The organism is Nocardia sp. SSK8 (genome assembly GCF_037034205.1).
Lineage (GTDB): Bacteria > Actinomycetota > Actinomycetes > Mycobacteriales > Mycobacteriaceae > Nocardia.
The window spans coordinates 17176-37077 of the sequence record NZ_JBAGKD010000012.1 but is presented as its reverse complement, the minus strand read 5'-3'; the positions used below and the strand labels follow the sequence as shown (position 1 = coordinate 37077).

Here is a 19902-nt window from a genome sequence, read left to right as displayed (position 1 = left end):
GCGGGCGGGGATCGGGGCTGGTGGACGCTGGTGCGCGGGGCTCGCGAGGGTCTGGATGGGGCGGTAAACGACTGGTACTCATCGCCGTTCGGACTTCGCGTTTCGGTGGTGTATCGAATACTGTTGCCGGACAACAAGTTTGGTAGAGGTAGGAGTGTCCGGTCGATGAGGTGGTCCGGTAGGGGTGCCGGTCTCGCGATCTTCCGGCGAACCGCGGGGGGGTTCGCCGAAGGGGAGAAGGCCAGGTCAACCGGATTGTGCCCCTGTGGAATTGGTAGCCGATGTAACCATTTCGGTCGCTGTCCGGTTGCTGTGGTGGATATCCGGACCGGATGTTCGGATGGGTGCCTCATTTGCCGCGTGTCGACCCCTGAATGCGGGTACGGTGATCGCCTGGTGAATTTCGGGATGTGCCTGGTGCGACAGGCCGGGGAATTCACCGAGGGTTCGGGTGCCGGGGTGATCACGATGGGCACGCGAACTTCTGGCAAAGGGGTAATCGGCACCGCAGGAGGAGACGGTTCGCACAGGTAGTGGAGCCCGAGTGTGCACCCCCTGCGGCGCACCCGGGCCGGCGAACCATACCAGTCGGCGGGGTACCGGCTAATTAAACAACTATTCGCGTCAGCGAACGTTCGGAGGCGTTTCGAGCATGGCACGGCAGCAAGAGCGGGCGCGCCGGACACGCGCGGCGATAATCAAGTCCGCGGCCGTCGAGTTCGGGAAGAGCGGATACGCGGCGGCGTCGCTCAACCGCATTCTGGAAGGGTCGCGGGCGACCAAGGGGGCGATGTACTTCCACTTCGACTCCAAGGAGGACCTCGCGCGCGCGGTGCTGGACACCGCGGTGGAGCGCTACCGGTTCTGTGCGGAGCGCTGGCTCGCGCGCGCCGACTTGGGCCCACTCGACGTGCTGCACGGCATGGTCGACGAGATCGCCCTGCGGCTCGAGCACGACACCATCGTGCAGGCCGAGTACCGCCTGGTGATCGAGCCCGATTTCCACCGCGACGCGGGTAACGGCGGCGGCCGCATCGTCGGCCGGGCCACCCGGGTGCTGGCGGTGCGCGCCATCGACGACGGCCAGCTGCGCGCCGACGCCGACCCCGACCGCTTCACCCGCACCCTGTCCGCGGCCCTGGCGGGCCAGCGCTATCTGGTCGACCCGATCGCCAACGGCTCGGCCGCCGACCTGCGCGCACGTTTCGCCGAGGTGCTGGAGGTTATCGTGGAGGCGATGGCGACCCCGCTGTGGATCCAGAGCTTCCGCAGCGACGGCTGGCGTGCGCAGGCGCGCCTCGACGACCTCGGTTTGGGCGCCTGACCAGCCGATTTGGAAGTCTGCGCACACCTGTCATAAGCTATGCGAGCTCCCAACGGAAACGTTGAAAGCCGGTCCGGAGAGATCCGGGACGAGCCCCCTTCGTCTAGCGGCCTAGGACGCCGCCCTTTCAAGGCGGTAGCGCGGGTTCGAATCCCGTAGGGGGTACAGTCTTCGGACTGTGTAGCAGTACAGCAAGGCCCTGTGGCGCAGTTGGTTAGCGCGCCGCCCTGTCACGGCGGAGGTCGCGGGTTCGAGTCCCGTCAGGGTCGCAAGTAAGCGCCGGAGTTCGTTCCGGCGCTTCGCGTTTGGCATTCAGTATGGGTGCCTGCGGCCAGGTAGCTCAGTTGGTACGAGCGTCCGCCTGAAAAGCGGAAGGTCGCCGGTTCGATCCCGGCTCTGGCCACCACGATCCCCTCACCAGATTCTGGTGAGGGGATTTTTTCGTTGGTGGCTAGATGCCTGCTTCGTCGGCGACCGTGCGGGCCTGGTGGATGACGGCGTCGATGCGTTCGGGGGTGGGGGTGCCCGCGGCGGCTTTGTTGCGGGGGTCGTCTTGGGCGCGGCGGAGGACGCCTTCGGCGATGATGGCCAGTTTCCACAGGCCGAGGGTGTGCCAGTAGCGCAGGGCGGCGGGGTCGCGGCCGGTCTGGTCCAGGTACAGGCGGGACATCTCGGCGCGGGTGGGGAAGCCGGGGAGGGCGGAGGCGGGGAAGTCGCCGCCGGTGTCCTCGCCGGGTTCCACCCAGTAGGCGAGGAAGCTGCCCATATCGGCCAGGGGGTCGCCGAGGGTGGACAGTTCCCAGTCGAGGGCGGCCACCACCGCGCCGGTGGTGGGGGAGGTGATCACATTGCGCAGGTGGAAATCGCCGTGGACGAGGGTCACCTCGCGCTGTTCCGGGATCGCGGCGGCGAGGCGGCGGGTGAGGTCATCGATCTCGGGGCGGTCCCTGGTGCGGGAGTGCTCCCACTGGCCGCCCCAGCGTCGGAGCTGACGGGCGGCGTAGGGCTGGTGGCTCGCCAGGTCCGCGAGGCCGACCGCGTCGAGGTCGACGGCGTGGATGCGGGACAGAGTGCGCGGCAACGAGGTGGCGACGGCCGCGCGCTGGGCCGGGGTGAGCGCCTCGACCGCGGGCATGGTGTCGAGCACCTGGCCGTCGACGAATTCCATCAGCACCAGCGCGGCCTCGGATACGGCCGGGTCGTCGAGCACGCCGAGCACCGCGGGGACGGGTACGTCGGTCGGCGCGAGCGCGGCCATGATCCTGGCCTCCCGCACCACATCGTGGGCCGAGGCCAGCAGGTGTCCCAGGGGTGGGCGGCGCAGCACCCAGCGGCGGTCGGCGCCGTCGCGCACCAGGTAGGTGAGATTCGATTGGCCGAGGCCGATCCGGTCGAAGCGCAGCGGTGCCGTGTGCTCGAGGCCGAGCGCGGTGAACCACTTCTCGATCGCGGCCGGGTCGATCCCGGCGACGTCCTCAGCCACCGAACACCGAACCCGGCCGGAACATCCCGGCATGGCCGAGCTTCTGGCCACCGTCGACCACCATGGTCTCGCCGGTGACCCAGCTCGCCGCGTCGGAGACCAGGAACGCCACGGCGGCGGCGATGTCGTCGGGTTCGCCGATGCGGTCCAGCGCGGTCGCGCCCGCCACGGCCTGCTCATGCTCGCGCCACAGCGCCTCGGCCAGCTTGGTGCGCACCACACCCGGCGCGACGGCATTGACCCGGATCTTCGGCGAGAGTTCCAGTGCCAGTTGCTTGGTCAGGTGAATGAGCGCGGCCTTGGACGCGTTGTAGAGGCCGATATTCGGCTCCATGGTGAACCCGCCGATCGAGCTGGTGTTCACTACGGATCCACCGTGCTCACCCATCCACGCCTTGGTGACCAGGGAGGTCCACAGCACCGGCGCCCACAGATTCACGTCGAAGATCTTGGCGAAACGGGCGTGGTCCTGGTCGATCACCGGGCCGAAGGCGGGATTGGTGCCCGCGTTGTTGACCAGGATGTCGATGCGGCCGAAGCGTTCCAGGGTGAGGTCGACGCAGCGGCGGGCCGCGTCTTCGTCCACCGCGTGGGCGCCGACGCCCAGCGCCGTGCCGCCGATCTGGGCGGCCGCCGCGTCGGCGGATTCCTGGGTGCGCGAGGTCAGCACCACGTCGGCGCCCGCGGCGGCCAGCGCCTGGGCGGTGGCGAGGCCGATGCCGCGCGAGGCGCCGGTGACAATGGCCGCGCGGCCGGTGAGATCGAGTCCGGTCATCAGTTCTGCTCCGTGTACTTGCGTAGTTCCTGGTGCGCGATGCCGCGCTTGTGTACTTCGTCGGGGCCGTCGGCCAGGCGCAGGGTGCGCAGGTGCGCCCAGGCCATGGCCAGCGGGAAATCGTCGGTGACACCGGCGGCGCCGTGCACCTGGATGGCCCGGTCGACGATCTTCAGCGCGATACTCGGCGCGGCCACCTTGATCGCGGCGATCTCGGTGCGCGCGGCCTTGTTGCCCACGGTGTCCATCAGATGCGCGGCCTTCAGCGTGAGCAGCCGGATCATCTCGATGTCGATGCGCGCCTCGGCGATCCAGTCGCGGATATTGGCATTGGCGGCGATCGGCTTGCCGAAGGTCTCGCGGCTCAGGGCCCGCTTGCACAGCAGTTCCAGCGCGCGCTCGGCCATGCCGATGCTGCGCATGCAGTGGTGGATACGGCCCGGACCCAGCCGCGCCTGGCTGATCGCGAACCCCTCGCCCTCGCCTTTGAGGACATCGGTGACCGGCACGCGGACATCTTTGAAGTCGATCTCGGCGTGGCCCTCGCGGTCCTGGTAGCCGAAGACCGGCAGCCCGCGCAGCACGGTGACACCCGGCGCGTCGATCGGGACGACCATCATCGACTGCTGCCGGTGGGTGGCCGCGGTGGGATCGGTCTTGCCCATCACGATGAGCACCCGGCACAGTGGGTGCAGGGCATTGCTGGCGAACCATTTGCGCCCGTTGAGCACGTATTCGTCGCCGTCACGCACCATCGACAGCTCGATATTGGTGGCGTCGGCGCTGGCCACGGCCGGTTCGGTCATGGCGAACGCGGAGGCCATGGTGCCGTCGAGCAGGGGCTCGAGGTACTTGCGCTTGTGCTCCTCGGTGCCGAACAGTTCGAGCACTTCCATATTGCCGGTGTCGGGGGCGTTGCAGTTGCACGCCTCCGGCGCGAGCACGCTGCGGCCCATGATCTCGGCCAGCGGCGCGTATTCGAGGTTGGTCAGGCCGGGGCCGCGACCGGGGTGCGGGTGGAACAGATTCCACAGCCCGCGGCGCTTGGCCTCGGCCTTGAGCTCTTCGAGGATCGGCGGCTGGAAGTGCGGATCACCGGCTTCGCGCATCTGCGCGGCGTAGACGGGTTCGGCCGGGTAGACGTGGCTGTCCATGAAATCGAGCAGGTCAGCCCGGTATTTCTCAGCCCGTTCGGAGACTTCGAAGAGTGCCATGGAGCGAACCTATTTGAAGTTGACGTCAGCGTCAACTAGCGAGCGAGGGTGGCGATCCAGTCGCGGGTGACGGCGGGGTCGATCACGTCGTCGAGTTCGAAGCCGGTGGCGGCGGTGAGCGCCTTGCCCTGCTGATAGGCCAGGGTGAGCAGCTGCTCGAACAGGGTTTCGCGCTCGGCCGGGTCGGCGACCGCCTCGAGTTCCTTGCGGAAGCCCAGGCGCACCGCGCCCTCGAGTCCCATCGGCCCGATCTCGCCGGTCGGCCAGGCGACGGTGAAGTCCGGGGCGCGCAGATGCCCGGCGGCCATGGCCATGGCACCGAGCCCGTAGCCCTTGCGCAGGATCACCATGCCGAACGGCACGTCGAGCTGCGCGCCGAGGACGAACAGCTTGCTGAACCGGCGCACCGTGGCGGTCCGCTCGGCCTCGGGGCCGACCATGAAACCCGGTGTGTCGCACAGCGAGACGACCGGCAGCCGGAACGACTGGCACAGCGTGAGGAACTCGCCCATCTTGTCGGCGGCCTCGGCGTCGATCGCGCCGCCCAGGTGATGACTGGAATTGGCGACCAGTCCGAACGGCACACCCCGCACCCGGATCAGCGCGGTGACGATCCCCACCCCGTAGTCCGCGCGCAACTCCAGCACCGAGCCCACATCGGCGATCGCCTCGATGGCGCGGTGGATGTCGTAGGCGCGCAAGCGGTTCTCCGGCACGACGTGCCGGGCCAGGCGCGGGTCCGGTTCCGCGTAGTCGTCGACACTGCCCTGGAAGTAACCCAGGTACTGCTTGGCCAGCGCCACCGCGTGCGCCTCGTCGCGGGCGACCAGGTCCACCACGCCGTTGCGGCGCTGCACGTCGATCGGGCCGATATCCTCGGGGCGGAATACGCCGAGGCCGCCGCCCTCGATCATGGCCGGACCGCCCATGCCGAGATTGGTGTCGGGCGTCGCGATGATCACGTCGCAGGTGCCCGCCAGGGCGGCATTGCCCGCGAAGCAGCGTCCGGACACGATCGAGATCAGCGGCACCCGGCCGCGCAGCGCGCCGAGCGCGCGGAAGGTGGGCACGTCCAGGCCCATGCCGGTCCAGTCGGTGTCGCCGGGTCGGCCGCCGCCGCCTTCGGCGAACAGCACCACCGGGAGCTGTTTGCGCGCGGCCAGTTCGAAGGCGCGGTCGGTCTTGGCGTGATTGTTCTTGCCCTGGGTGCCCGCGAGCACCGAGTAGTCGTAGGAGATCACCACGGCGTCGGCGGCCGGGCCGAAGCGGTCGGCGCCGATGGTGGCCAGGCCGGTGATCAGGCCGTCGGCGGGGGTGTTGGCGATGAGGTCGTCCTCGCCGCGCCTGCTGCGCTGGGCGGCGATGGTGAGGGCGCCGTATTCGACGAAGCTGCCGTCGTCGACCAGGTCGGCGATGTTCTCCCGGGCGGTGCGGCGGCCGAGGCGGTGCCGTTTGGCGACGGCATCGGGCCGGGATTCGTCCCGGGTCACCCGGTGCCGGGCCGCGATCTCCTCGACATCGGCGCGCGGCCGGTCGGGATCGAGGTCGGTGTGGGCGTCGCCGGTGTCGTCGGCGCCGGTGCGGGCGATGATCAGCAGCGGGTCGCCGGGGGAGACCACCTGACCTGGTGTCACCAGCGTCCGCACGGTTCGCGCGGCCGCCGGGGCGGCCAGTACGTGCTGCATCTTCATCGCCTCCAGCACCACCAGCTGGGCCCCGGCGCCGACCTCGACGTCCTCCCCGGCGACCTCGACCACGGTGCCAGCGAGCTGGGCGCGCACGGCCTCCTGTCCCGGATACAGCTCCACGGCCGCCCCCGTGACCTCGGGCCGGTCGGCCCCGGCGAGCAGCGCGGGCAGGCGTTCGGCGAGATATCCGGTGGTGACGGTGCCCGCGCGGAAGGTGTTGTCGGCGAGGATCTTCCGCAGCAGGCCGATATTCGTCCCCAGCCCGCTGACGGTGAACTCGGCCAGCGCGGTCTCGGCCTTGCGCGCCGCGGCGGCGAAGGACCGGCCGCGCGTGCGGGTGATCACCTTGGCCAGCAGCGAGTCGTAGCGCGGGCTCGGGGTGAGGCCGGGACGGCCGAAGGTGTCCACCCGCACGCCGGGGCCGGTGGGCGGGGCGAAGCCGGTCAGCGTGCCCGCGGTGGGCACGGTGGAACCGTCGGCGGCCGGTGCCTCCATATTCACCCTGGTCTGGACGGCGATGCCGTCGGCCGCGGCGGGCTCGCCGGTGACACCGGTGGCCTCGCCGCGGACGCCGGGCGGCAGGTCGAGGTCGTCGAGGCGGGCGCCGTTGGCCAGCGCGAGCTGGACGGCGACCAGATCGATCCCGGTCACCTCCTCGGTGACGGTGTGCTCCACCTGAAGACGCGGATTCACCTCGAGGAACACGAAGTCACCGCCGGAGACCAGGAATTCGACCGTGGCCAGTCCCCGGTAGTCCACGCTCGCGCACAGCCGGGCCGCCGCGGCGTGCAGCTCCCGGCGCAGCTCCGGCGAAAGATCCTGCGCGGGCGCGATCTCGATCAGCTTCTGATGACGACGCTGCACACTGCAATCCCGGTCGCCCACGGCCAGGGCCACCCCGTCGGCCGCCACGATCTGCACCTCGATGTGCCGGGCGTGCTCGAAGAGGGCCTCGGCGAAGACGGCCGGGTCACCGAAACCGAGCTGGGCCTCCGCGGCGCACTGCCGGACGGCGTCGTCGAGTTCCTCGGCCGCGCGCACCACCCGCATCCCGCGCCCACCGCCACCGGCCAGCGCCTTGATCATGACGCCGCCGGGCTGTTCGGCGAAGAACGCGCGGATGTCGGCGAGCTCGCTGGGTCCGTCGGTGGCGGGCAGCACCGCCACCTGGGCGGCGACGGCCGTGCGCCGGGCGGCGGATTTGTCGCCGAACAGGTCGAGAGCCGCCGGGTCGGGGCCGACGAAGACGCGTCCGGCGGCCGCGCAGGCGCGCGCGAACGCGGCGTTCTCGCTGAGGAATCCGTAACCGGGGTGGATCAGGCGCGCGCCGGATTCCTTGGCGGCGGCCAGGATCGCGTCCTGATCGAGGTAGGCGGCGGCGCCGGTGCCCGGCAGGGCGATCGCCTCGTCGGCCAGGTGCACGTGCGGGGTGAGCGCGTCGTCCTCGGCGTACACCGCGACGGTGCCGAGCCCGAGTTCGGTGGCGGTGCGCAGCACGCGCAGGGCGATCTCGCCGCGATTGGCGATCAGCAATGTCACGGGATTCCTCGACGACTCAGCCCCCGGTGTGCTCACGGTCACAGTGTCATCGGACTTGACGTGGGTGTCAACTATCGTGCCGGAAACCCCGCCGACCAGCACGATTACGCCCGGACCGCCCGCCTGGCGTACGCTGCACCAGCACTACCTCAAGGCCCTGTGGCGCAGTTGGTTAGCGCGCCGCCCTGTCACGGCGGAGGTCGCGGGTTCGAGTCCCGTCAGGGTCGCCACGAGAAGTCCCCCACACCCTCGGGTGCGGGGGACTTCTCGCGTTTCAGTTCCGGTGATCGATGCTGGTGATCCGGTAGCGCCCGGTGGACACCTCGGTGGTCCGCATCGTCTGGTTGATCTTCTCGATGGCGGTGTCGCCGGGCCACTGCTGCTGCACGGTGACATTCCAGACCGACGGATCGGTGGTGTCGGCGCGGGTGATGTGGATGCAGTACTTGACCCCGGCCGGGAAGGTGGCGATGCCCGCGGCCAGCGCGGCCTCGTCGCCGACATGGGCGTCGTCGGTGACGTAGGCGCGGGCCTTGGCGGCGTCGCGGTCGACGTAGTAGCTGTACTCGAAACCCAGGATGGCGCCCTGGGGCGAGGCGGTGTCGCCGCGATCGGCACTGATGGTGATCGAGGAGCTGCGGAACGACTCACACCCGTCCACCGCGTGCGGCGGGGCGGGGGAGACCAGGGTCTCCTCGGCGGCCGTGGTCGCCGGAACCCCGGCCAGGGCCGCCTGTTTCGCCTCGTCGGCGCGGTCGGAAGGGCCGAGGAAGATATTGGCGGCCAGCCCGAGTGCGACCACGAACACCAGCGCGCCAACCACGCCCTTGATCGCGGCGGCCGCCTTCGCGCGCCCGTGCGGATCGTCGTAGCGCTCGTCGTCGAAGGACCGGCGCGGCCGCCGGGTGATCGTGCCGCCCCCGCCGTAGTCCTTGAGCGGCGGCAGCACCGGCATCTCGACGTGGTCGCCGCTCTGCTCGGTGGCGGTGGTGGTGGCCCAGTCGTTCCAGTCCACGTCGTCGCGGCGCGCCGGTTCCTCGACGGCGGCCTCGGCGTCGTGCCAGTCGTTCCAGTCGCCGGTGAACCCGTCGTCGTCGGCATCGGTGCGATACACCGGCTCGACATAGACCGGCGCGGGGGCGGGCCGGTCGTCGAAGGGTTCGGGGTCCGGCGGCGGCCAGGTCTCCGGGGTGGTGCCGATGGTCTGCGGCTCGGCCTCGCGCCGTCGCCTGCGCCGCCGCTTGCCCTGCGGTCGGCGCCGGGCGGGCGGCGTGGCGTCCGGCGACGAGAAGTAGGCCCCGAACGGGTTGTCCACGCGCGCCTCCTAGGCCGGTGCCGGGACGACCCCCGGCTGGCCGTGCTTGGGCGCGGTGGACGGCCGTTCGGTCTCCTGATCCTGCTGCGGACGCGAGGCGGGCGGGATGACCCCGCCCTGCATCGGCTGCTGGGTGCTGGGCGCCTGGTTGGTGTTCGGCGCCTGGAAGGGTGCCTCGGTCTTGGGGGCCTGGTAGGTCGGCTCCGGCGTGGTCGGCGTCAGCGTGGACGGCGTTTCCGGCTTGCTGGGCGTGGGGGTGGCCGCCGGTTTGTCGGTGGTCCCGCCGAGTCCGCCGAACAGCGTGTTCGTATTGCCGCCGGTGCCCGACGGCGCCGTCGGCGCGGTGCCCGCCGGGGTGGTGGTGGTGTCGCCGGTCACCCCCGCCGCCAGGGTGTCGATGCCGGTGGTCGCCAGCTCGGTGCCGGAATCGATGCCGTACATGGCGACCTCGGCGATCTTGTCGATCAGGTGCGTGCCGAATTCCACGCCCGCGTCGATCGCCGCGCTGCCGAGGGTCACCCCGCCGCTGATCAGCGCCTTCTGCAAGGCGATCTGGGCGTCGGTGGCCGGGTCGCCGGTGGAGGTGGTGTCGTCGTCGAAGGCGTAGTTGTTCGAGGTGCCCCCGGTCCCGAGGACATACACGCCCGGCGCGACCTCGGTGGCGCCCGGCGGCACCGTGACCCCGTTGGTCCCGCCGAGATCGCTGGTGAGGTCCAAGGTGTCGCGGGTGTACTGGTCCATGTCGGTGCTGGCCGCGCCGACCACCCCGACCGCCTCGGAGATGGCCTCCTCGGCGAGTTCGACGATGGCGTCGAGGTTGTTGCTGTTCACCGCGGGGGCGGCGGCCTTGGCCTTGGCCCGGAAGTCGGCGATGATCGCGTCGACCTTGGCGGCCGCGGTGGCCTGGGTCGAATGCGCCTGTCCGAGCAGGGTGCTCAGCCGCTGGCCGCGATCGGCGGCGGCGGAGACCTCGGTGGCGGTCTGGCGCAGCGCGGGGGTGGCCGGGGCCGCGGTCTCGGTGGATTCCAGCGCGTAGAGGCCGAGGCGGTGCGGGTCCTCGGTGGCGGTGGTGGCGTTGGCGGCCGAGGTCAGCGCCGAGACCACCGACGGATCGGGGTCGGCGGAGGTGTTGGTGCCCAGCGATTTCCGCAGTTCCAGCAGCGGCACCTCGAGCAGGGCGATCACCGGCGCCAGCTTGGCCTCGGCCTCGGCGGGCGAGATCGTGCTCAGGGTGTTCTCGGTGACCAGCGATTTCGTGCGCATCACGCCACCTCGTCCGCGACGGCGCCCAGATCGCCCGCCAGCCCGGTGTCGATGCCGACGACCGCGGTGCCGAAGCGATCCAGGATGCCCTGGTAGGTGGTGACCAGATTGCCCGCGGTGCTCAGGGTCGCGGCGTGATCACCCGCCGCCTTGCTCCAGGCGGCCGCGAATTCGCGTCCGAGCACGCCCAATCCGGATAGATCGACCCCCGCCGCGGTGGTGGTGTCGGTGGCCGCTGTGCCGAGTAGTTCGGAAACCCGGGCTGCCGCACGCTGATAGGCGTCGAGCGCTGCCGGGTCGAAGGACATTTCTGCCACGAGGTCTTCCCCTTCACGATCGCGGGTGCTCCCACCCAAAAGCGTAACCAGGTCGCGCCGGTTGTGGGTGGGTCTGGCCGAGTAGGGTCGCGGAAGTCATGGGTGTCCTGCTGATCACGCTGCTCGGGTTCGCCGTGCTGGACGCGCTCGACGTGCTGCTGGTGGCCATCACCACGGCCGTGGTCGCCGACGCGCGGCTGACCCGGCGCTCGCCGGTGGTCGGGGTGCTCAGTTTCATCGGCGGGGTCTTCACCGTCTCCTTCGCCTTCGGTGTCTGCACCGTGCTCGGCATCGATTTCCTGGTCCGGCTGCTCGATTTCCAGTTCACCCCGACCCTGCGGTACTGGGGTGAACTGCTGATCGGCCTGGTGCTGATCGTGGTCGCGGCCCTGCCGGTGAACACCACCGTCGCCACCGGCGGTCGCTGGGTGCGGCCGGTGCGCGAGCGGCCGTGGCTGATGGGTGTGGTGGGCTTCACTCTCGGTCTGGCCAAGGTGCCCACCTCGGTGCCGTACCTGGCGGCGCTGGCGCTGCTGTCGGCGCAGCGGCCGCTGCCGCTGGCCTGGCCGGTGATCGTGGCCGCGTACTGCCTGGTCGCGCTGGTGTTGCCACTGATCGTGCTGGCCCTGGCCCTGCGCCGGACCCCGCGCGCCCGCCGGGTCTACCGGGTGCTGGTGCGGGGGATCACCCGGTTCGGGCCGCCGGTGGTGCGGGTGCTGTTCGTGGTGTTCGGCGTCGCGCTGGTGGTCGACGCGCTGGTCCACGCCGGGCGGCTGTGGTGAGGGCCCGGCCCGGCCGATCGGTTTCCTGTCAGGTCGATCGAGTACCGTCATAACGAATCGATGACATGCCGCGGCGCCCTGCAACCTGGGTCGCCGGGCGTTACCAGGTGAGCAGGGAGGGCGACCCTTGAGGGTTACCGTTGTTGTGCCGACCTACAACGAGCGGGAAAATCTGCCGGTGGCGGTGGAGCGGCTGACGGCGCTGCCGGTCCCCGATCTGCACGTGCTGGTGGTGGACGACAACTCACCCGACGGCACCGGCGAGGTGGCCGACAAGCTGGCCGCCGACCTGCCGAACGTGGTGAGCGTGCTGCACCGCACCGAGAAGGACGGCCTCGGCCGCGCCTACATCGCGGGCATCACCCAGGCCCTCGCGGACGGCGCTGACGTGGTGATCCAGATGGACGCCGATCTCTCGCACCCCGCCGAGGTCATCCCGGCCATGCTCGACAAGCTGAGCTCGCCCGATGTCGGCGTGGTGCTCGGCTCGCGCTACGTGCCCGGCGGCTCGACCGCCGAGGAGTGGAAGTGGTACCGCAAGGCCCTCTCGGCCTGGGCCAATTTCTACGTCAACCTGATCCTGCGCCTGGGCGTCAAGGACGCCACCGCCGGTTTCAAGGCGTGGAAGGCCGACACCCTGCGCGCCATCGACGTGGCCTCGATCCGCAGCAACGGCTACTCGTTCCAGGTCGAGATGAACTACCGCGCGATCAAGAAGGGGTCCACGATCGCCGAGGTGCCGATCCGGTTCGAGGAGCGGACCGTTGGCGCGTCGAAGATGAGCTTCAAGGTGCAGATCGAGTCGGCGCTGATGCCGTGGAAGCTGCTGTTCGGCCGCTCGGTCTAGCGCCGGACGCGAAAGGCCCCGCCGGGATTCGGCGGGGCCCTTCGTTTTTTGTCACCGGGTGGCGATACCGCGCCGCACGCCTTCCAGCGCGACCACGATGACCGGCACCAGCACCACGTGCATCACCGACAGCGCGACGGTGGAGGCGGTGTCGAAATCGGCGGCGACCGTCAGCGCGATGGTCGCGACGGACAGCACCGAGCCGACGACCTCGGCGACCCGCAGCACCCCGGTCCACAGGTGGGACACCAGCACGGCGGCGGTCAGGCCGATCAGCAGCGGTACCGCCGACATGATCACCACCCCACCGGGCGCGACATCGGTGACGGTGTCCCCGTCGGTGACCAGGAACGACCCGCCCGCCGCGGCGCCGATTCCCCAGACGATCAGATTCAGCACGACGGCGGCGACCACGCCACCCAGCACGGCGACGGGCCGGTTCAGGGCGGGCAGGGTGCGGTCGGCGGTGGCGGCGATGGTGGTCATGATGTTCTCCCTCATTCGGTGGTGAGATGAGCATCCAACCTAAACAATGGTTTAGGTCAAGCGTTGTGCGCGAATTCGTTTCGGGCAAAAGGGAAACCGCTGGTCACGGGTGCTGAGCGGCGCAACTACGACAGATGGTCGTAGCATGGCGGGGTGCCTGTGCCCACCGATCAGGCCGCGCGTGTGCGCGGTGCGGCGGTCGGTGCTGCCGCGGGCGCGGTGGCGGTGCTGGCGCACGGACTCGGTGGCGCGAGCATGGCCCCCGGTGGCACCGCGATCACCCTGCTCCTGGCCGCCTGCGCCCTGATCGGCGTCGTCGCGGCCGCCCTGCCCCGCTCGGCCGGTCCCGCCACGACCATGGCCCTGCTCACCGCAGGCCAGGCCCTCGGTCACACCGCCCTCACCTTCGGGCACACCCACCACCACACCTTCTCCGCCGCCATGTTGCTCGCGCACGCGTCGGCGGTCCCGGTCTGCGCGCTGGCCATCCGCGCCGCCGAAGCCGGTGCGCGCCGGGCTGTTACCAGCGTGCGCCGCGTGGTCCTCGCTCTGCGCGGCTTCCTCTCCCCGGCGGCATCGCCGCCCCACCTGATCACCCCCGACGACCGTGCGATCCGGCGCCTGCTCCACCTGTGCCCCGGCATCGGCCTGCGCGCCCCGCCCCCCACGCGCCATCCCGCGCGTCAGCTCGCACCGGCATAGCTGGCCGATCGGCCGAGCGCCCGATCGTGTGCCGAGCGGCGCGCGAGTGCCGTGTCTCGAATACCGCCGCGGCCGGGTTCGGAGTAGCCGCGACCGGTCTCGCCTGCGGGCCGCTGTTCAGCGCTGGTCTGCCTGCGAGGCGGGACAATCTCGCCGCCCGTCAGCCGGTCCGGTGGTGCCACCGCGTCGCACCGCCGAAGCTCGTGGCGAGGCGGTCGGTGTATTTCTCCGCGTCCGGACACGCGGTGCCACGGCACATTCAGTACCTCCTCGATTCACCTCGTACCGATCACCGGTCGACTCCCGTCGCCGTCGGCGGGCATTCTCGCCGTGCTGACCGGTCCGAGGCCCACACACTCACGATCGGAGTCCTTCCGTGTCCGCGTTTCCGCGTACCCCTCGTCTCGCGCGCCGTCTCGGCGCCGCGACCGCCCTGTCCGTCCTTACCGTCTTCGCCACCGCCTGCACCAGCGCCGATTCCGAATCGCCCGCCGCGCAGAGCGACCGGATCACCTTGACCGACCAGTGGATCAAGGCCGCCGATTCCGGCATGTCCGCGGCCTTCGGCCAGCTCACCAATACCGGCGACGAACCGGTGACCCTCGTCGCCGCCACCAGCCCCGCCTCGGCCCGCGTCGAGATCCACGAGGTCGTGCCCGACAGCTCCGGCGCGAAGACCATGCGCCCCAAGGAAGGCGGCATCACCATCCCCGCCCATGGCGAGGTGACCCTCCGCCCCGGCGCCGAACACTTGATGTTCATGGATCTGCTGCAACCCCTGCGCACCGGCGCGGAAACCTCGCTCACCCTGACCTTCGCCGACGGTTCCGCCACCGTGGTCACCGCCCAGATCCGCGACTTCGCGGGCGGCAACGAGAACTACGCCCCTGGCGGCGACCACCCCGACGCGTCCTCTGGTTCCGGCCATCCCGCCGCACACACCGCACCGGGTGCTACCGACGCGAGCACCGAGACCGCTGTGTCGGGTGACGAGAACCCCGCTCACCGTGGCTGATCGACAGCCCGGGCTCTCCCGTCGGCGGCTGCTCGGCGGGGGAGCGGCGGCGGTCGGGGTGGCTGGGGCCGCGGGGATCGGGTGGGGTGCGGCGGGATTCGCGCGGACGGACGCGGAGGTCGACAGTGCGCGCGATGTCGTCGCCTTCTACGGGCCGCGTCAGGCAGGCATCGCGACCCCACCGCCCGCCCACGTCGCCTTCGCCGGTTTCGATCTCGCCCCGGGTGTGGCGCGCGAGGACATCATCGGCCTGCTCCGGATCTGGACCGACGACGCCCACCGGCTCACCCAGGGCACCCCGGCCCTGGCCGACACCGAACCGGAACTCGCCGCCCGCCCCGCCCGCCTGACGATCACCGTCGGCTTCGGCCCCGGCCTGTTCACCGCCGCGGGCCTGCCCGAGCGGCAGCCGAGCTGGCTGCGCCCCCTCCCGCCGTTCCCGATCGACCGGCTCGACCCCGCCTACACCGGCGCCGACCTGGTCCTCCAGATCTGCGCCGAGGAGGCGACCACGGTCGTGCACGCCACGCGAGTGTTGTCCAAACATGTGCGCTCGCTGGTGCGGGTGCGCTGGGTCCAGCGCGGTTTCCGGGACGCCCCACCCGGGCAGACGCCGCGCAACCTGATGGGCCAGCTCGACGGCACCGCGGGCATCCCGCCCGCCGACTTCGACCGGCTGGTCTGGGACGACGGCACGACGCAGCCCTGGCTGACCGGCGGCACCGGCCTGGTCCTGCGCCGCATCGCCATGGACCTGGACACCTGGGACGAACTCGACACCGACGGCCGCGAACTGACCGTCGGCCGTCGGGTCTCCGACGGATCACCGCTCACCGGCACCCGGGAACACGACGAACCCGACCTGGCCGCCGTAGACCGCAACGGCATCCCGGTCATCCCGCCCGGCTCCCATGTCGCCCGTGCCAGACACACCCACGACGGCGAACGGTTCCTGCGCCGGGGGTTCAACTACGACGAACCCCCGGCCCCGGGTCAACTGTCGAACTCGGGCCTGCTGTTCGTCGCCTACCAGCGCGATATCGACACCCAGTTCCTCCCGGTCCAGCGACGCCTGGCGGAATTCGACGCGCTCAACGAGTGGACGACCCCGATCGGCTCGGCGGTCTTCGCCATCCCACCCGGAGTCCCCGGCCCAGGGCACTACCTCGGCCAACAGCTGTTCGAGCGCTGAGCGTCGGGCGGCCGCGTACACCCACGCGGCCGCCCATCCGCCACCGACTGCCGGTCAGCGGCGCTTCGGATCAGTCCTGCGGCCAGTTCAGCAGCGTGTGCTCGTAGAGTCTGCGCACCTGCTCGACCTCATCGTCCATCTCGGCTGGATCCCACCCCGACACATCGATCGGCGCCAGCACCGCCACATCGACCACCCCCGACCGCGCGATCGGCGAATCCCGCCAGGCGATTTCGCCCGCATTGCGGATCACCACCGGGACCACCGGGACCCCGGCCTGCACGGCGATGTGGAAGGCGCCCTTCTTGAACGGGCCGACGCCGGGGGTATACGAGCGGGTGCCCTCGGGGGCGACCGCGATGGACAGCCCGTCGCGCAGGGTCGAGACCACCGGCGCCAGCGCGGCTTTGGCGCGGGCGGTGTCGGCGCGGTCGATGAAGGTGACGCCCACGAAGCGCATGAGCGGGCCGAACAGCGGGTGCTTGGCCAGTTCCTTCTTGCCGATGCCGGTCACCGCGCCGTCGAGCACCTTGGGCACGATGATCACGTCGAACTGGCTCTGGTGGTTGAACAGGAACACCGCGGGCCGGGGCGCGCGGGCGTGTTCGGCGCCGACCACCCGCAACCGGACGTCGATCGCGCGCAGCGTGGCCGTGGTGGCGTCGTGCATGAGCGCGTCGGCCATGGTCTGGCGTTTCCGCGTGTAGGAGGTGCGCAGCACCCCGGTCAGCGCACCGCCGAGCAGCGCGGCGAAACCGGCGACCGTGCGCAGGTAGTCGATCGGGCGCGGGGCGCGGCGCGGACGGAAGGTGAGGCTCGCCCAGTCGTGTTCGGTGGCGTGGGCGGCCAGCGCCGGGTCGGGGTCGACGGCGGTGGGGACGGTGGCCAGCTCGAGCAGGGGCAGATCGGTCGCGCTGTCGGCGTAGGCGTAGCCCACCTCGCCACCGAATGCCGCGGCGAACTCGCGCACCGCCGCGGCCTTTCCGGTGCGCCACAGCGGCACCCCGTCGAGATGACCGGTGAGAATGCCGTCCTCGACCGCCAGCCCGGTACACAGCACGTGCTCGATCCCGAGCCGCTCGGCCGCCGGACCCACCTGATACACCGACAACTCGCTGACCAGCACCACCGTGTGCCCGGCCAGCTGATGTTCGCGCACCAGCCGCCACGCCTCGGGGAACAGCCGCCCGTAGATCTCCCGCCGGAACGCCCCGCGCCCCAGCTCGGCGAGCTCGTCCGCGGGCACCCCGGCCCAGGTCCGCTCGACCGCCTGGAGGAACCGCCCGTAATCGCCGTCGCCACCCCCGCGCCGGATCCCCCCGAGCAGCGCCGCCCGCCGGACATCCCCGCGCCGCGCGACCCGCCGCACCAGCCCCCGGCGCGGCATTCCGTCCACCACCGTGCCGCCGAAATCGAAGGCGGCGACCACCTGTGCCCCTTGCGGTCCCGAGCGGATCGCGGCCACCGCCGCTTCGAGCGTGCTCATCACAGGGCCGTCCGGTTGGACGGGTCCAGCGTGGCCGCCCGCGCGATCCGGTCACCGAGTTCCCGCAGCTGCTGCGCGAATTCCGCACGCCGCGCCAGCAATTCGACGGCGGCGTCCCCGGTTGCCGGGCCGATCAGGCCATGATTGGCCGCGAGTTTCCATGCGCTGGTGAACAATTCCGACGACACCGATTCCGGGCTGTGCAGGCGCTGCTGCAACAGCATCTGCCTGCCGACGGCCACGCACTCGTCGATGAATTCCTTGCGGTCGATCACCGCGTCGGCCGCGCGCGCCACCAGCCGTTCGGCCACCACCAATTGCGCGTCGAAGAACGAGCGCAGCACGCGATGCGCCATCACGAAGCCGGAATCGGTGAGCGCGTTGAGGAATTGGCGGTCGAGCCGGTCGTCGGGGGTGTGCTCGTCCCATTCCGGCACGATCAGGCGCACCTCGTCGATGATCTGCTCGGCGAATTCCTGCCGCTCCGGGAAGAAGAACTCGAACTTGAGCAGATCGCGCAGCGCGAAGGCCGCCTTCCAGGCCGAGCGCAGCGGATCGTCACCGGGCGCCTCCACCGCGGTGAGCGCGGCCAATTCGAGAATGGCGCGATTGACGAACCAGTGCACCGCGCTGTTGCGATAGAACGCGGCCTCGAGATGCGCGCCCGGCTCGATCGCGTACACCGGTTCCAGCCCACCGCGATACACCGTCACGACCCCGGCCAGCGCGAGCTGCTCGAGCACCACCCGCAGACCCTGCTCGTCCCGCAGCGCGCCGAGCTCTCCGCTGGGCAGGCCGCGCGCGTCGATGTACCCGAGCACCGGGTCGAGCACGGTGCGCACCTCGCCGAGGGTCAGCGCGCGCTCGTGCACGCCGAGCAGCGCGAGCGTGACCAGCGCGTTCACCGTGATCGGGGTGACCTCGTTGATGCCGACCGCGATATCGAAGGCCAACCGCTGCACGGCCTTTCGCTCCACCTCGCCCAGCTCGGTCTCATCCGGCTTGCTGGTGGCACCGGTGGTGGTGTCGCGCAGCGGGATGGTCGTCGGGCGCTGGTCCAGCGGGTCGCCGTGGGTGGTCAGTCCCTCGCGCGCCGAGATCGGTTCGCCGAAGCGCACATACACGCGCCCGGCCGAATGCTGCTGGCTGCGCACGTATCTGGCCAGCCAGCCGATACCCTCGGCCTTCTTGGTGCCGCCGGACTGCTCACTGGCGATCGCGCCCAGCTCGTTGAGCCGCTCGTAGGTGATCGAGACCGGAACCAGCATCACGTCCTCGACCCGGCGCGAACGCACCGCGGCCGCGAGGTAATTGAGCAATCCGTACCGCGGCGGCCGGAGCTTGCCGGTGCGGGTGCGCCCACCCTCGAAGTACCACTCCATATTGAAGCGCTTGGCCAGCAGATACGCGAAGTACTCCTCGACGACCGCCTTGTACACCTCGTCGTCGCCGAAACTGCGGCGGATGAACACCGTGCCGGTGCGCCGCGCGATCGGGCCCATCGGCCAGAAACTCAGATTCGCGCCACCGATCACGTGATTGGGCGGAAAGTCGTTGCGGGCCAGCACATCACCGAGCACGAACGCGTCCACATAGGAGCGGTGCGAGGGCAGGAACACCAACGGGTATTTGCGGTTGAGCGTGCGCAGCGCGTCCAGGCCGCCCAGGTCGGTGTCGACCTTCCAGGTCGAAGCGTGCACCGGGCGCATGGCCTGGGTGAACAGATCCGAGACCAGCCTGCTCTGCGCGGCCACCAGTTCGCGCAGCGCCTTCTCGGCATTGCGATACACCTGGTCGGGCTCGGAGCCGATCTCGTCGGCGATGTAGTCGAGCTTGCGCTGGAATTCGGGGGAGTCCAGGATCTCCTCGGCCACCAGCTGGGGCACCTTGTAGCGATCCCCGATGACGGTGCGTTCGGCGCGCTCGAGCGCCACCACCGCCGCGCGCACCACCGCGCGCGCGAACGGGTCGGCGGTGCCCGCCCGCAGCAGCGCGGCCGCCTCGGGATTGTTGGCGCGCAGCTCGCTGAGCCGGGCGGGCGCGCCCACCAGCACCCGGTGCCGGTCGGGTTCGGTGCGCAGCAGCCTGCGCTGGACGAGCCGGTTGGGTTTGCGCGGGTTGGTCAGCATGGCCAGGTCGGCGAAGGTCACCCGGCGCACGCCGTCGCGTTCGGGTGGCAGCCACAGCACCCGCACGGGCACCACCAGCGGGTCGTCCTGCCTGCCGACCAGGCGTTTGGTGATGGCCTTGGCGTCCAGGTCGAGCTGGGTCACCGGTGCGGTGGCGCCGATCTCGGTGCTGAGCCCACCCTCGGCGATCCAGCTGCCGATCACTTCGCGTTCCACGCCGGAGGCCGCGTCGACCAGGGCGACCACCGAGTCCGCCGACGATCCCGCACGTCGGCCACGCCGCCCACCGTTGTCGATCATCCCTCCATTCAAGCCGCAGTTCGGCCTCGGCGCACCGAACTTCGA

16 protein-coding genes and 4 tRNA genes are annotated in these 19902 nt (G+C 70.6%); 10 read left to right on the top strand and 10 right to left on the bottom strand.

The genetic code is table 11. The features are described from left to right. Positions 1 to 652: 652 nt before the first annotated feature. The 4 genes from WA675_RS21110 (at position 653) to WA675_RS21095 (ending at position 1730) form a co-directional block, all read left to right on the top strand. The gene (locus tag WA675_RS21110) at positions 653 to 1324 is read left to right on the top strand and encodes a TetR family transcriptional regulator (protein WP_336086423.1); all 672 of its coding nucleotides are present in this window, start codon (positions 653 to 655) and stop codon (positions 1322 to 1324) included. A gap of 92 nt (positions 1325 to 1416) precedes the next feature. Further along, a tRNA-Glu gene (locus tag WA675_RS21105) sits at positions 1417 to 1489 on the top strand. Between the two features lie 30 nt (positions 1490 to 1519). Next, positions 1520 to 1593, top strand: a tRNA-Asp gene (locus WA675_RS21100). A gap of 60 nt (positions 1594 to 1653) precedes the next feature. Continuing rightward, positions 1654 to 1730: transfer RNA gene (locus tag WA675_RS21095), tRNA-Phe, on the top strand. Positions 1731 to 1775: 45 nt separating this feature from the next. On the opposite strand, the gene WA675_RS21090 is transcribed toward WA675_RS21095, so the two are convergent. The 4 genes from WA675_RS21090 to WA675_RS21075 are packed head-to-tail and all read right to left on the bottom strand — an operon-like array spanning position 1776 to position 8023. Continuing rightward, positions 1776 to 2840 carry a phosphotransferase family protein gene (locus WA675_RS21090; RefSeq protein ID WP_336086709.1) on the bottom strand — a complete coding sequence of 355 codons (1065 nt, stop codon included), beginning with the start codon at positions 2838 to 2840 and terminating at the stop codon, positions 1776 to 1778. Next, a complete protein-coding gene (locus WA675_RS21085) occupies positions 2800 to 3582 on the bottom strand; it encodes an SDR family oxidoreductase (RefSeq protein WP_336086421.1) in 783 nt (260 codons plus the stop codon). Before WA675_RS21085 ends, WA675_RS21090 begins: the two co-directional genes overlap by 41 nt. Further along, positions 3582 to 4796, bottom strand: a complete 1215-nt coding sequence (locus WA675_RS21080) for an acyl-CoA dehydrogenase family protein (protein WP_336086420.1) — start codon at positions 4794 to 4796, stop codon at positions 3582 to 3584. Before WA675_RS21080 ends, WA675_RS21085 begins: the two co-directional genes overlap by 1 nt. A gap of 35 nt (positions 4797 to 4831) precedes the next feature. Then, positions 4832 to 8023, bottom strand: a complete 3192-nt coding sequence (locus WA675_RS21075) for an acetyl-CoA carboxylase family protein (RefSeq protein ID WP_336086419.1) — start codon at positions 8021 to 8023, stop codon at positions 4832 to 4834. A 153-nt stretch (positions 8024 to 8176) separates the two neighbouring features. Between WA675_RS21075 and WA675_RS21070 the strand changes: the two genes are divergently transcribed. Continuing rightward, a tRNA-Asp gene (locus WA675_RS21070) sits at positions 8177 to 8253 on the top strand. A 44-nt stretch (positions 8254 to 8297) separates the two neighbouring features. On the opposite strand, the gene WA675_RS21065 is transcribed toward WA675_RS21070, so the two are convergent. From WA675_RS21065 to WA675_RS21055, 3 genes are read right to left on the bottom strand one after another with little or no spacing between them, the layout of a single operon-like run. Then, entirely contained in the window at positions 8298 to 9338 is a 1041-nt protein-coding gene (locus WA675_RS21065; protein ID WP_336086418.1) for a hypothetical protein, read from the bottom strand. A gap of 9 nt (positions 9339 to 9347) precedes the next feature. Continuing rightward, a complete protein-coding gene (locus tag WA675_RS21060) occupies positions 9348 to 10601 on the bottom strand; it encodes a hypothetical protein (protein ID WP_336086416.1) in 1254 nt (417 codons plus the stop codon). Then, positions 10601 to 10918, bottom strand: coding sequence for a hypothetical protein (locus WA675_RS21055; protein ID WP_336086415.1), 318 nt, complete (start codon positions 10916 to 10918; stop codon positions 10601 to 10603). Before WA675_RS21055 ends, WA675_RS21060 begins: the two co-directional genes overlap by 1 nt. Positions 10919 to 11016: 98 nt before the next feature. Between WA675_RS21055 and WA675_RS21050 the strand changes: the two genes are divergently transcribed. Next, complete coding sequence (locus WA675_RS21050; protein WP_336086414.1) at positions 11017 to 11700, top strand: GAP family protein; 684 nt, start codon at positions 11017 to 11019, stop codon at positions 11698 to 11700. A 127-nt stretch (positions 11701 to 11827) separates the two neighbouring features. Continuing rightward, on the top strand, positions 11828 to 12547 hold the full coding sequence (locus WA675_RS21045; RefSeq protein WP_336086413.1) for a polyprenol monophosphomannose synthase: 720 nt from the start codon (positions 11828 to 11830) through the stop codon (positions 12545 to 12547). Between the two features lie 51 nt (positions 12548 to 12598). Here WA675_RS21045 and WA675_RS21040 read toward each other — a convergent pair whose 3' ends face one another. Continuing rightward, positions 12599 to 13033: a DUF6069 family protein gene (locus tag WA675_RS21040; protein ID WP_336086411.1), complete on the bottom strand. Its 435-nt coding sequence runs from the start codon at positions 13031 to 13033 to the stop codon at positions 12599 to 12601. A 153-nt stretch (positions 13034 to 13186) separates the two neighbouring features. Here WA675_RS21040 and WA675_RS21035 point away from each other — a divergent pair, with 153 nt between their 5' ends. The 3 genes from WA675_RS21035 (at position 13187) to WA675_RS21025 (ending at position 15942) form a co-directional block, all read left to right on the top strand. Further along, positions 13187 to 13735 carry a hypothetical protein gene (locus WA675_RS21035; RefSeq protein ID WP_336086410.1) on the top strand — a complete coding sequence of 183 codons (549 nt, stop codon included), beginning with the start codon at positions 13187 to 13189 and terminating at the stop codon, positions 13733 to 13735. Positions 13736 to 14111: 376 nt separating this feature from the next. Next, positions 14112 to 14750 (top strand): copper chaperone PCu(A)C, encoded by a 639-nt coding sequence (locus WA675_RS21030; RefSeq protein WP_336086409.1) that lies wholly within the window; start codon positions 14112 to 14114, stop codon positions 14748 to 14750. Continuing rightward, positions 14743 to 15942, top strand: a complete 1200-nt coding sequence (locus WA675_RS21025; RefSeq protein ID WP_336086408.1) for a Dyp-type peroxidase — start codon at positions 14743 to 14745, stop codon at positions 15940 to 15942. Before WA675_RS21030 ends, WA675_RS21025 begins: the two co-directional genes overlap by 8 nt. Positions 15943 to 16012: 70 nt before the next feature. On the opposite strand, the gene WA675_RS21020 is transcribed toward WA675_RS21025, so the two are convergent. Together WA675_RS21020 and WA675_RS21015 are read right to left on the bottom strand one after the other, a co-directional pair. After that, positions 16013 to 17428: an HAD-IB family hydrolase gene (locus WA675_RS21020; protein ID WP_336086406.1), complete on the bottom strand. Its 1416-nt coding sequence runs from the start codon at positions 17426 to 17428 to the stop codon at positions 16013 to 16015. Further along, positions 17428 to 19857 (bottom strand): glycerol-3-phosphate 1-O-acyltransferase, encoded by a 2430-nt coding sequence (locus tag WA675_RS21015; RefSeq protein WP_336086405.1) that lies wholly within the window; start codon positions 19855 to 19857, stop codon positions 17428 to 17430. Before WA675_RS21015 ends, WA675_RS21020 begins: the two co-directional genes overlap by 1 nt. Positions 19858 to 19902: the final 45 nt, after the last annotated feature.

What these genes read in the sequence shown, in the direction of transcription:
- WA675_RS21110 (WP_336086423.1), top strand. Translation starts at nt 653, where the DNA reads ATGGCACGGCAGCAAGAGCGGGCGCGCCGGACACGCGCGGCGATAATC.
- WA675_RS21090 (WP_336086709.1), bottom strand. Translation starts at nt 2,840, where the DNA reads ATGCCGGGATGTTCCGGCCGGGTTCGGTGTTCGGTGGCTGAGGACGTC.
- WA675_RS21085 (WP_336086421.1), bottom strand. Translation starts at nt 3,582, where the DNA reads ATGACCGGACTCGATCTCACCGGCCGCGCGGCCATTGTCACCGGCGCC.
- WA675_RS21080 (WP_336086420.1), bottom strand. Translation starts at nt 4,796, where the DNA reads ATGGCACTCTTCGAAGTCTCCGAACGGGCTGAGAAATACCGGGCTGAC.
- WA675_RS21060 (WP_336086416.1), bottom strand. Translation starts at nt 10,601, where the DNA reads ATGCGCACGAAATCGCTGGTCACCGAGAACACCCTGAGCACGATCTCG.
- WA675_RS21050 (WP_336086414.1), top strand. Translation starts at nt 11,017, where the DNA reads ATGGGTGTCCTGCTGATCACGCTGCTCGGGTTCGCCGTGCTGGACGCG.
- WA675_RS21040 (WP_336086411.1), bottom strand. Translation starts at nt 13,033, where the DNA reads ATGACCACCATCGCCGCCACCGCCGACCGCACCCTGCCCGCCCTGAAC.
- WA675_RS21020 (WP_336086406.1), bottom strand. Translation starts at nt 17,428, where the DNA reads ATGAGCACGCTCGAAGCGGCGGTGGCCGCGATCCGCTCGGGACCGCAA.
- WA675_RS21015 (WP_336086405.1), bottom strand. Translation starts at nt 19,857, where the DNA reads ATGATCGACAACGGTGGGCGGCGTGGCCGACGTGCGGGATCGTCGGCG.